Here is an 11,595-nt window from a genome sequence, read left to right on the forward strand (position 1 = left end):
TTATACAAATGAAATTTTATATGAGCGTCAGCCAACGATTAAAAGACAAGTTATTTCACAGGAAACATCAGATACAATGAGATATGCACTTGAAATGGTTGGCGCGCAAGGTAGTGGTAAAGGAGCTTATATTGATGGTTATCGTGTAGGTGGAAAAACCGGAACGGCTCAAAAAGCTCGAAATGGGGCCTACGTTAGCGGGGAATATATTTTGTCATTTGTTGGAATTGCTCCAATGGATGATCCTCAGTTAGTTGTTTATGTGGCGATTGATAATCCTAAAAATACGATTCAATATGGAGGGGTTGTGGCTGCTCCAATTGCACGTTCTATTTTAGCTGAAGCACTACCCTATATTGGGGTAGAACCAAGAGAAGAACAGATTGAAAAGAAATATAACTGGCTGGATACTCAGTATGTAACAATTCCAGATTTTGTAGGACAAGAAAAGAAAAATATCGAAACATCATATTTATATAATATTGAATATTATGGAGAAGGAACAAAAGTCATTTCACAGCAACCCGAAGCATACACTAGAACGATAGAGGGCGGAACTATTCGATTATATTTAGGTGAATAATAATTGAGGAAAGGATGAATGAGGATGGATTTAAAACAGATGAGTGAACTGTTAGGATATACGTTAGAACATGAGAATCAGGAAATTAAAAATTTAGTGTATGATTCACGGCAGGTAACGAAAGGAAGTGTGTTTTTCGCTATCAAAGGGCAAGATAGTGATGGGCATCAATATATTGAAGATGCAGTTCGTAATGGTGCTATTGCAGTTGTTGGAGAAGAGTCTTTAAATCCAGCGTGTTTATATTTTGAGGTGTTTAATACAAAAAAAGCGTTGGCTATTATTTCGTCTAAGTTTTATGGTGAGCCATCTAAAAATATGAATTTAGTAGGGGTAATAGGAACCAATGGAAAAACAACCATTACGTATTTAATTCAACATGTTTTTGAATGTTTAGGCATTGATAGTGGCTTAATCGGAACGAATGGTTCGTGGGTGGGACAAAAGAAAAAAGCGTCTCGTACCACGCCTTTAAGTCCAGATTTGAATGAGTTGCTTCAAGAAGGGGTTCGGCATAACCTCCCATATGTTGTGATGGAGGTTTCTTCTCATGGGATAAAAGAAAATAGAGTGGATCAGTTGGACTTCGATCGCTTAATTTTTACGAATATTACAGAAGAACATTTAGATTATCATAAAACGTTTGAAGATTATTTATTTACAAAGATGCGACCGTTTATTCAATTTAGTGATTATGATGATAAAAAAATGGCAATTATAAATTGTGATGATGAGCATGCCTCATCCTTTATTAGTGTAACAAATAGCAAGATATTAACTTATGGATGTCAAGCAAAAGCAGATATTTTTGCAAAAGACATTGAGTATAGTTTAGAAAGAACAAATTTTTCATTGTATGTAAAAGGTCAGTTTATCTGTCAAATGACAATCCCTTTATTTGGAAAGTATAATGTATATAATGTGTTATCTGTCTTAGCTTATTTTTATTCATTAGGTTACGCCCCGGAACAAATTGTCCCATTTATTGAGAATGTTTCAGTCATTGAAGGAAGATTTGAGTATATTCAGGCACCTTCTGGGGTCACTGTTGTGATTGATTATGCCCATAATCCGGATGCTATTTTTCAAGTGTTATCTTGCTTAAATGTTATTTCGACAGGAAATATTATTACGGTGCTAGGGGCAGGTGGAAATCGCGATAAAGCTAAACGAAAAATTATGGGCCGTCACGCCACTTATTTATCGGATCATGTCTTCTTTACTAGTGATAATCCACGTAATGAAGATCCATTAAGTATTATTTATGATTTGTTATCAGGAACGAGTAGTGTTAATTATACCGTCATTGTCGATCGTGAAAAAGCAATTGAGGCAGCCTTAAAAAAAGCAAAACCAAATGACTTTGTTGTTATTTTAGGAAAGGGACATGAAAAAACGCAAAATATTAATGGTAAAATTGTTCCATTTAATGATAAAATAGTCGTTGAAGAAGTGATTAGAAAAAGGGGTATTTAACATGTTAAAATCAATTTTATTTGTATTAATCGTTTCGTTTTTCATCGCGACGATTATAGGTCCATTTTTTATTCCTTTTTTACGACGTTTAAAATTTGGACAGGCCATTCGTGAAGAAGGTCCAAAGTCTCATCGTAAAAAATCGGGAACGCCAACGATGGGTGGAATTATTTTTATGACTTCAATTGTTGTGACGGTATTAGTAACGGTATTTGTTACGGGCTATGCCACAATGAGTCATCAATTAATCATGCTACTCTTAACATTAGTAGGATTTGGAGCTATTGGTTTTGTTGATGATTTTATTATTGTCGTTCGTAAAAATAACGAAGGGTTGAAACCAAAGCAAAAATTATTTGCACAGCTTGTTCTAGCAGCAGTATTTTTCTATTTATACTTAAGAAATGGCTATCCAACAACAATTTCGTTCTTTAATTTATTTGACTTAAATTTATACTGGATTTATGGATTATTTATTTTATTCTGGATGGTTGGTTTTTCAAATGCCGTCAATCTGACAGATGGATTAGATGGATTATGTGGTGGAGTTAGTGTTATTTCATTCGGAGCTTTTGGAATGATTGCGTTAGCTCAACAACAAACGGATATTGCATTATTCTGTTTTACAGTGGTAGGAGCCTTACTTGGGTTTTTAGTGTTTAACTTAAATCCTGCTAAAGTGTTTATGGGTGATACTGGTTCATTAGCACTAGGGGCAGCTATTGCAGCTGTTTCGATTTTATTAAAGCAAGAATTAATTCTTGTTATTATTGGTTTAGTTTATGTTATGGAAACTTTATCAGTTATTCTTCAAGTTGCCTATTTCAAACGCACAAAGAAAAGATTATTTAAAATGGCTCCAATTCATCACCATTTTGAATTATGCGGATGGGGAGAGTGGAAAGTTGTGACTTTCCTCTGGGCTGTTGGTTTCATCTGTGCGATTTTAGGATTAATCATTGCCATCTAATATAGATGGCTTATCTTTTAATAAAAGGAAGATTTGATATGAATAAAATAAATAGCTATGTAAATAAACGAGTTCTTGTGATGGGGTTAGCAAAAAGTGGGAAAGCAGCGGCTCGAATGCTTAAAGAGTTAAACGCTGAGGTTGTGATTAATGATCGAACGCCACTTAGTGAAAATGAAGATGCAAAAGAAATGGTAGCAGAAGGATTCGAAGTGATAACAGGTGGTCATCCATTAGAATTGTTAGATCGAGATTTTGATTTAATTGTTAAGAATCCGGGAATCCCTTACCTAAAAGTGCCCCTTCTAAAACGTGCTCAAGAATTAAAGATTCCGATTATCACGGAAGTTGAGTTAGCTTTTGAAATTTGTGAAGCACCGTTTATCGGTATTACGGGAACAAACGGTAAAACGACGACGACAACCCTTATCTATGAAATGTTAAAAGAAAGTACGTTAAATCCATTAATTGCTGGAAATATTGGAGAAGTCGCAACAGAGGTTGCTAAAGTTGCTCAGGCAAATCAAGTTTTAGTGACGGAACTTTCGTCTTTTCAATTAATGGGAATGCCTTTATTTAGACCACGTATTTCATTGTTGTTAAATATCACAGAAGCACATTTAGATTATCATTTGAATCTTGATGAGTATCGACAAGCCAAATTAAATTTAATTAAAAATCAAACAAGTGATGATTATTGTGTTTATAATAGTGAAGATGATGTGATTGTGGAAGGGATTAAACAAACAAAGGCCACTTGTATTCCGTTTTCTTTATCAGAGAAAGTAGAGGGTGCTTATATTTTAGAGGGAGCAGTTTATTTTAAAGAAGAATGGATTATAGATGTTAAAGATATTTTATTAAAAGGAGATCATAATCTTCAAGATGTTTTAGGTGCAGTTGCAGTTAGTCTCTTATATGGATGTGATTTAGAAGCTATTCGAACGGTTTTAAAACGATTTGCTGGCGTTAAACATCGTCTTCAATTTGTTGGTGAGATTAAGGGAGTTAAGTATTATAATAATTCTAAAGCAACTAATATTATTGCAACGCAAACGGCATTAAAAGCCTTTGATGGCCCTATTATTTTAATTGCTGGTGGGTTAGATCGAGGTCATGATTTAAGTGGATTAGTCCCATATTTCAATAAAATCAAATCTATTGTGACCTATGGAGAGACAAAGCATCGATTTAAAGCATTAGCAGATGAGCATTTAATGCCATGTACTGTCTATGATCATTTAGATCAAGCAGTTGAAGATGCCTATGAGCAGGCTATAGCAGGTGATATTGTTTTATTCGCTCCAGCTTGTGCAAGTTGGGATCAATATCAAAACTTTGAACAAAGAGGCGATCATTTTATAGGGTTGGTAGAAGGACTTAAATAAAAAAAATTAGGCGATGCCTAATTTTTTTTATGAATCAGAACTCATCAATCTGAAGGTGTTTAAGAAAAAAACTCACCCATTTGGTGAGTCTGTGTTTAACTAGATAGGACATTTCAAGAGTGATTGAATACATTAATAGGGGATAAGCCAACATTTTTATAACATTTTATCTCAAATGCCTATCCATGGATTGGCTTTAAGGTTTCATATGACGGCTGATATTTAAGACAATACCAATTGAAAGAAGTGTAATCGTTAAAGAAGAACCTCCATAACTCATAAAGGGTAAAGTGATTCCGGTAACTGGAATTAACCCAATGACAACTCCGATATTAATCATGACTTGGATAATCAGCATGGACATAATTCCAACAACGATATATTTCCCAAAAAGATCATCCGTTTTAAGGATAATGTAGGAGCATCTTGCAAAAAATAATATAAATAGTATAAGAGTTCCAACAGAACCAATAAATCCTAATTCTTCTGAAACAATAGCGAAAATAAAATCAGTTTGTGGCTCGGGTAGGTAGAAATACTTCTGAACACTATTTCCAAGACCCGTTCCGAATAATCCACCTGGTGCAATGGCATAAAGTGATTGGATAATTTGGAATCCAGATCCAATAGGGTCGCTCCATGGATCAAGGTAGGCGGTAATACGTTGAAGACGATAAGGTGCAGAGATAATTAAAACGACAATCCCAGCAATACCTGTTAAGATGAAGTAGACAAAGTATCGAATGGGAACCCCACAGATAAATAGCATGACAAAACCTGTGGCAACAATAACCATCCCACTTCCGAAGTCTGGTTGTAACATGATGACTCCAAAGACTAAAAGAATTAAAAATAAGAGTGGAATAACGCCTTTTTTAAATGTTTTAGCATCTTCGACATAGTTGCTCATATAACGTGCTAAAAAGACGATTAATCCTAGCTTCATGAATTCAGAAGGTTGAAGTGAAAAAGCTCCAATTCCAATCCAACTTCTTGCTCCCCCACGAACTAAACCAATACCTGGAACTAATACTAGAATAAGTAAGACCAAACTCACTAGAAAGAAAGGGGTGGCATACTTTTTATAAATTTGATAATCAATTCTTGAAACAGCAATCATCCCAATGACCCCGATTGAAGCAAATAGGAATTGACGTTTAAAGAAATAAAAGGCGTCATCAAATTTATATTCAGCCCAGATATAAGAGGAAGATAGGACAAAGATTAATCCAATAGTTGTAATACCGAGTGCTAATAGGAGTGTTAGCAAATCAATTGAAGACTGTTTATTTTTCATTAGAACTCCCCTTTTTTTATTTAAAATCTATAATAAAATATATGAGGTGAGTTGATAAACTTTCATTAGATAGAATAAAAAATTAAATTTTTATTTAAAATGACAGGCAGATATTTTGGAAATAATGAGAGATGAGTCAAATTTAGATAATATTTAGACTTATTTTAATTTAATCTAACGGAATTTGTTTAAAGTATGTTAAAATATAAAATGAAAAAAAAGACTAATTATAGTCTAATAAGGAGTGGTATTATGCGCATCCTTGTGACTGGTGGTGGGACTGGTGGACATATCTACCCAGCACTTGCAATGGTTAGAGCACTTCAAGAATTAGATAATCAAGTAGAAGTACTATATATTGGAACTGAAAATGGACTAGAAAAAGAGATTGTAACTCATGAAGGGATTCCATTTAAACATATTGAAATATCTGGATTTAAACGATCGTTATCTTTGGATAACCTTAAAACAATCTTTAAATTTTTTAAATCAGTATCGGTCTCAAAACAGTATATTAAAGAATTCAATCCTGATGTGGTGATTGGAACTGGTGGATATGTTTGTGGACCTGTTGTATATGGAGCTGCAAAACTTAAAATTCCAACGATTATACATGAACAAAATAGTTTACCAGGGGTAACGAATAAGTTTTTAGCTCGGTATGTCAATAAAGTAGGTATTTGTTTTGAGGAGGCGAGACCTTATTTTCCAGCAGAAAAAGTTGTTTTAACTGGAAATCCACGTGCCTCTGAAGTCGTGAAAACAATGAAAATTGGTAAAGGTGCATTAGGGTTAAATCCTCATAAGAAAACTGTTATGATTAGTGGAGGAAGTCGTGGCGCTGAACCTATTAATGAGGCTGTTGTATCAATGATTCAAAAATATGAAAAGGCTGATTATGAAGTTGTGTTTGTGACAGGAAATAAACATTATGACAGTATTAAAAATCAAATTGAGAACGTTGATTCTTTAAAAAATGTACACATTTTACCATTTATTAATAATATGCCTCAATATTTAGTGAGTGTTGATTTATTTGTGGGAAGATCAGGAGCAACTTTCTTGTCAGAAATCACCGCACTAGGCGTACCAAGTATATTAATTCCTTCGCCATATGTCACAGCAAACCATCAAGAGTATAATGCAAGAAGTGTAACGGATCATGGTGGGGGCGTTTTAATTTTAGAAAAAGATTTGACAGGTGAAAAGTTATATCAGGAAATTGAACGCATTATGCAAAATAGTGAACTTCGTTATCAAATGCAAAACACCTCAAAACAACTAGGTATTCCAGATGCAGCACAACGTATGATTACAGTTATGAACGAAATTATTGAGAAAAAGTAGGTGTTTTAAATGTTTAAGAGTTTTATAGAGGAGTATAAAGGGAAGAATATTGGTTTATTATTAGAAAATGAGCCATTGTCAAAACATACGACTTTTCGTGTAGGAGGTCCTGCACGTTGCTTAGTGATACCAAACTCTAAACAATCATTGGTTGAAACGATGAAATTAATTAACAAATATGAATTACCTTTTAAAGTCATTGGAAGAGGGTCTAATTTATTACCTTCAGATCGTTTATTTGAAGGAATTATTGTTAAATGTGATAAAGGATTAGATCATGTTGAAATTGATGGAACACAAGTGACCGTAGGCGCTGGTGTTTCGACTATTTTATTAGCGAATAAAGTAGCAAAATGTGAACTAGCAGGGTTAGAGTTTATCTCAGGGGTACCAGGGTCAGTCGGTGGAGCGATTTATATGAACGCAGGTGCATATAATCGTGAAATTCAAGATGTTTTGGTTAAAGCGTTAATTTTAGATGAAGCGGGAGAATTAAAGTGGTTAACGGTTGAGGAAATGGGGTTTTCATATCGTCAATCTATTCTGCAGACTCATAGAAATTGGATTGTTGTAGAAGCAGTCTTACAGTTAGAGAAGGGTTCATATGAAGAGATTATGGAACTAATGAAGGCAAGAAAAGTAAGACGAATCGAATCACAACCAACAAACCTACCATCGGCAGGAAGTACTTTTAGAAATCCACTGCCTCATTATTCATGGCAGTTAATTGAAAAGTCAGGATTACGAGGAGTTCGTATCGGTGGAGCAGAAGTTTCACAGAAACATTGTAATTTCATTGTCAATGTAGGTGGGGCGACTGCGACAGATATTTATGAATTAATCCAACATGTTCAAGCAGTCGTATTTGAAAAGCATGGTATACAATTGCACCCAGAAGTTGAGATGTTTAACTGGTAGGTGGAGAGATGGAAAAAGGGAAGGTTGTTGAATTTTCAAGAATTAAAAATCAAAAGGTGAATAAGCCGAAAAAAAGACTAAAAAAGAAGATTAAAGGCTTCTTTTTTAGTCTATTTATTATGATGGTGATTGGAGGGATGTTTTATTTTGCATCGCCAGTTAGTCGATTATCGGTTATTTATTTTAACGGATTAAATTATGTCAAGCGTTCTGAGTTACTTGAAATGACACAGTTAAATTATGATGAGTTATTTTTGAGTTTGGATTTGAAAGACATTCAAAACACGATTCAATCACATCCATTGATTAAAGAAGTTAACGTGACGAGAGATGGATTGAATCGATTAAAGATTGATGTAACGGAAAAAGATATTGTTGGATGTGCGCAAATCAATAATCAATTTGAATTTGTTTTAAGTGATGGTCAAACGATTCAAAATCAGTATAATCTCAAAGCGCAGTGTGAAGGGCTGATGATTTATGGATTACCTGATTATGAAGAAAATCAATCTGTGTTAAAATTGTTCGTTAAATCGTTGATGAAGGTTGATCTTGTTTTTCGTAATATTATAAAAGAGATTCATTATAGCCCTTTATATGGAGATAATAATAGATTTTCATTATTTTTAATGGATGGGAATACGATTATTGTTAATAGTTATACCATGGTGAACAAGTTAAAATACTATCAAACGATGGCAGATAAAGTCCAAAGTCTGAATGGGGAAGTAAAAGGCATTTATCACTTAGATGTTGGGGATCATTTTGAACCTTATGAAAAGATGTCGATTGATGCTAAAAATGAGGGAGAAATGTCGTAAAAACAATTCATTTGGCAGGTTTTTTCCAGTGTCTAATTTAAATAGAGTTTCGCTAGATAGATAACCATTATTATCAGGGGGATATTTGTCAAATAGTCTTTTCATTGGGTGAAAAATATAGTAAAATAAAATATGATATTGTGGTAATAATACCATATGTTAGTGGAGTGGTTTGAGGTGAAAAATAATATTTATGCTTGCTTAGAAATAGGGTCCTCGGAAGCTAGAATTTTAGTCTGTAATATAAGACAAGAACGTCTTTATGTCCTATCGCAACAAGAAATTCTAGCTGAAGGAATTGAAAATGGAAATGTCATTAATGTGAATCAAATCGTTGAAATACTTAAAAATTTAAAAGAGAAGGTTGAAAAAGATCTTCATCAAGAAATTCAAAGTGTATTATTAGCGATACCAAGTGTAGATGTTAATATTGAAAATATAACAACTACGTTATCAGTTGAGGCTAATAAACCAATTAGTCCCGCTAATGTTAAGCAGTTATTCCGTAATGTTATTAATCAACCAACATATCGTGATCAAGTAGTTGTTAACATTATTCCTCGTTCATTTATTGTGGATGAAAAAAATGCTATACAAAACCCACTAGGTATTATTGGTAATCAAGTTTCGTTAAGTGCTCAAAAAATGACTGCCTCATCTTCATTAGTTTATAATTTAATTAATGTCGTTGAATTGGCTGGATTTAGAATTTCTGATATTGTGTTAGGGAGTGTAGCAGAAATGATGTATGTTGCTACGCCCGAACAATTATATAAAGGGGTATGTCACGTAAATATTGGAAAATCAACCACAACAATTACTGTTTCTCAAGGTGGTAAGGTCTTATCATCTGTTTCTTTATCTATTGGTGGAGAGCATGTCACAGAAGAGATTAGTGAAGCATTTCAAATTGAAAAGAGTGAAGCTGAGTTATTAAAGGTGAATTTTGCTCGTATTAATTACGATGATATGATTCCAGAAATTATTTACACAGCTGAAGGTAATGGGGAGTTTATTTGCATCACTAGACAAATGTTATCGGATGTTGTGACGTCTCGATATGAAGATATTTTAAAGCTAGTTAAACAGTATTTGACCGAAAATGGTTACAAGCATGAAGATATTAAATATATCTTTACAGGTGGTGCAGTTGAGCTTGAAGGGTTGAATATTTTGGGGAAATTTGTATTTGCACAAGATATTCATATTTTTAGACCTTCAATGTTAGGTGTTAGACAGGCTAAATATGCAAAATTAGTCGGAATGGCTACATTTAATCATGAAATAGCGTTGTTGACATCGCAAAAAAGTAATATAATTAATTTTGATGCTTACTCTGATGCGAGAGGTATCAATCTTATGCACGAATCACGACAGGAAACAGAAAAAAAGGTTTCAGTTAAAACAAACAATCAAGATAAGTCATATATGGATCATAAGTTGGAAAATAGTGGTGTATTAGTCCGATTATTTGATATGATATTTGACGAAAAAGCAGAATAGAAGTAGAAAGTTATGAGGAGGTTTCAGGGATGGAAGGTTTCGGATTTGGAAATGAGTTTACATATGCCCCTAGAATTATTGTAGTAGGTGTTGGTGGCGGAGGAAGTAATGCTGTCAACCGTATGATTGAAAATGATGTACAAGGTGTTGAATTTGTTGTTGTTAATACTGATGCACAAGCATTAAATCTTGCCATCGCTGATCGTAAATTTCAAATTGGTCGTGATTTAACTCGAGGATTAGGTGCAGGTGGAAATCCAGAGGTTGGTAAACATGCCGCTGAGGAAAACTTAAGCGAAATTAAGGAATTAGTAAAAGGTGCAGACATGGTCTTCATTACTTGTGGTATGGGTGGTGGAACCGGAACAGGTGCTGCTCCAGTTATTGCAAAAGCCGCAAAAGAGAGTGGAGCATTAACAGTTGGGATTATTACACGTCCATTTACATTTGAAGGAAAACGCCGTACTGATTTTGCATTACGAGGGATTGCAGAGTTAAAGGCTAATGTGGATACATTAATTTCAGTTCCAAATGATCGATTATTACAAATCGTTGATCGTACGACGCCGATGTTAGAAGCGTTCCGTGAAGCGGATAATATCTTACGCCAAGGTGTTCAAGGGATTTCAGAAATTATTGCAGTGCCTGGTTTAATTAACTTAGACTTTGCCGATGTTAAAACAGTTATGCATAATAAAGGTTCAGCCATTATGGGAATCGGTTATGGTACAGGAGAAAATCGCGCAACAGAAGCTGCGAAAAAGGCAATTGCTAGTCCATTATTAGAAAATGACATTGATGGAGCAACTGATGCTATTATTAATATTTCTGGTGGGATGGATATTGCATTATTCGAAGTTGATGAAGCATTACGTACGATTCGTGAAGCTTCAACGACTGAAATCAATATTATCTATGGAGCGACAATTAATCCAGATTTAGGAGATGAATTAATTGTGACAGTTATTGCAACTGGATTTGATGAAACAAATGCAGCAGGTAAACCAGTTGAAATGTTGATTGGAGATAATCGTAACAAGAAAGTAGTAGCTTCAACAGAAGAGCAAGAGGTTCAACCTGCCGAACAATCAAAACCAGCTCAACCAGCTAAGCGTCAACCATTTGGTGGAGAAAGTGTTGAGATGATTCCAAACTGGTTAATGAATCGATATAAATAAGAGAGAGTAATCTCTCTTTTTTTGGTTCTTTGTCAAATAGTGTTGCTGATTAATTTGTGACCTATTACAATGAACGACCGAATTGAAATCCTAGTAGCTATGCTGCTAGGATTT

The 11,595-nt window shown here is 34.3% G+C and carries 10 protein-coding genes; 9 read left to right on the plus strand and 1 reads right to left on the minus strand.

Annotation, left to right across the window (positions count from 1 at the left end; all coding sequences use genetic code 11):
- The 4 genes from QWC74_RS09640 to murD all read left to right on the plus strand — a co-directional run.
- Positions 1–583: penicillin-binding transpeptidase domain-containing protein (locus tag QWC74_RS09640; RefSeq protein ID WP_288993997.1), on the plus strand; the 583-nt coding region annotated here is incomplete at its 5' end.
- Between the two features lie 24 nt (positions 584–607).
- Entirely contained in the window at positions 608–2,059 is a 1,452-nt protein-coding gene (locus tag QWC74_RS09645; RefSeq protein ID WP_009607284.1) for a UDP-N-acetylmuramoyl-L-alanyl-D-glutamate--2,6-diaminopimelate ligase, read from the plus strand.
- Between the two features lies 1 nt (position 2,060).
- Positions 2,061–3,029 (plus strand): phospho-N-acetylmuramoyl-pentapeptide-transferase, encoded by a 969-nt coding sequence (mraY, locus tag QWC74_RS09650; protein ID WP_006785058.1) that lies wholly within the window; start codon positions 2,061–2,063, stop codon positions 3,027–3,029.
- Positions 3,030–3,067: 38 nt separating this feature from the next.
- Positions 3,068–4,417, plus strand: coding sequence for a UDP-N-acetylmuramoyl-L-alanine--D-glutamate ligase (gene murD / locus QWC74_RS09655; RefSeq protein WP_006785059.1), 1,350 nt, complete (start codon positions 3,068–3,070; stop codon positions 4,415–4,417).
- Between the two features lie 196 nt (positions 4,418–4,613).
- Here the strand turns inward: murD and spoVE are convergent, their stop codons facing one another.
- Positions 4,614–5,714, minus strand: a complete 1,101-nt coding sequence (gene spoVE, locus QWC74_RS09660) for a stage V sporulation protein E (protein ID WP_006785437.1) — start codon at positions 5,712–5,714, stop codon at positions 4,614–4,616.
- 252 nt (positions 5,715–5,966) lie between these two features.
- On the opposite strand from spoVE, the gene murG reads away from it, so the two are divergent.
- The 5 genes from murG to ftsZ all read left to right on the plus strand — a co-directional run bounded on the left by murG (position 5,967) and on the right by ftsZ (position 11,481).
- Positions 5,967–7,061 carry an undecaprenyldiphospho-muramoylpentapeptide beta-N-acetylglucosaminyltransferase gene (gene murG, locus QWC74_RS09665; RefSeq protein ID WP_006785438.1) on the plus strand — a complete coding sequence of 365 codons (1,095 nt, stop codon included), beginning with the start codon at positions 5,967–5,969 and terminating at the stop codon, positions 7,059–7,061.
- A 9-nt stretch (positions 7,062–7,070) separates the two neighbouring features.
- Positions 7,071–7,979, plus strand: a complete 909-nt coding sequence (gene murB / locus QWC74_RS09670; protein ID WP_006785439.1) for a UDP-N-acetylmuramate dehydrogenase — start codon at positions 7,071–7,073, stop codon at positions 7,977–7,979.
- Positions 7,980–7,987: 8 nt separating this feature from the next.
- On the plus strand, positions 7,988–8,800 hold the full coding sequence (locus QWC74_RS09675; protein WP_006785440.1) for a cell division protein FtsQ/DivIB: 813 nt from the start codon (positions 7,988–7,990) through the stop codon (positions 8,798–8,800).
- Positions 8,801–8,977: 177 nt separating this feature from the next.
- Positions 8,978–10,303, plus strand: coding sequence for a cell division protein FtsA (gene ftsA / locus QWC74_RS09680; protein ID WP_237701289.1), 1,326 nt, complete (start codon positions 8,978–8,980; stop codon positions 10,301–10,303).
- Between the two features lie 29 nt (positions 10,304–10,332).
- Entirely contained in the window at positions 10,333–11,481 is a 1,149-nt protein-coding gene (gene ftsZ / locus QWC74_RS09685) for a cell division protein FtsZ (RefSeq protein WP_006785442.1), read from the plus strand.
- Positions 11,482–11,595 lie beyond the last annotated feature (114 nt).

Origin of the sequence: uncultured Turicibacter sp. (genome assembly GCF_938044715.1) — a bacterium.
In the GTDB taxonomy this organism is placed as follows: Bacteria; Bacillota_I; Bacilli_A; order MOL361; family Turicibacteraceae; genus Turicibacter; species Turicibacter sanguinis.

Excerpts from the sequence above, each read along its gene's own strand:
- spoVE (WP_006785437.1), bottom strand. The coding sequence starts at position 5,714 with ATGAAAAATAAACAGTCTTCAATTGATTTGCTAACACTCCTATTAGCA.
- mraY (WP_006785058.1), top strand. The coding sequence starts at position 2,061 with ATGTTAAAATCAATTTTATTTGTATTAATCGTTTCGTTTTTCATCGCG.
- QWC74_RS09645 (WP_009607284.1), top strand. The coding sequence starts at position 608 with ATGGATTTAAAACAGATGAGTGAACTGTTAGGATATACGTTAGAACAT.
- murG (WP_006785438.1), top strand. The coding sequence starts at position 5,967 with ATGCGCATCCTTGTGACTGGTGGTGGGACTGGTGGACATATCTACCCA.
- murD (WP_006785059.1), top strand. The coding sequence starts at position 3,068 with ATGAATAAAATAAATAGCTATGTAAATAAACGAGTTCTTGTGATGGGG.
- ftsZ (WP_006785442.1), top strand. The coding sequence starts at position 10,333 with ATGGAAGGTTTCGGATTTGGAAATGAGTTTACATATGCCCCTAGAATT.
- QWC74_RS09675 (WP_006785440.1), top strand. The coding sequence starts at position 7,988 with ATGGAAAAAGGGAAGGTTGTTGAATTTTCAAGAATTAAAAATCAAAAG.
- murB (WP_006785439.1), top strand. The coding sequence starts at position 7,071 with ATGTTTAAGAGTTTTATAGAGGAGTATAAAGGGAAGAATATTGGTTTA.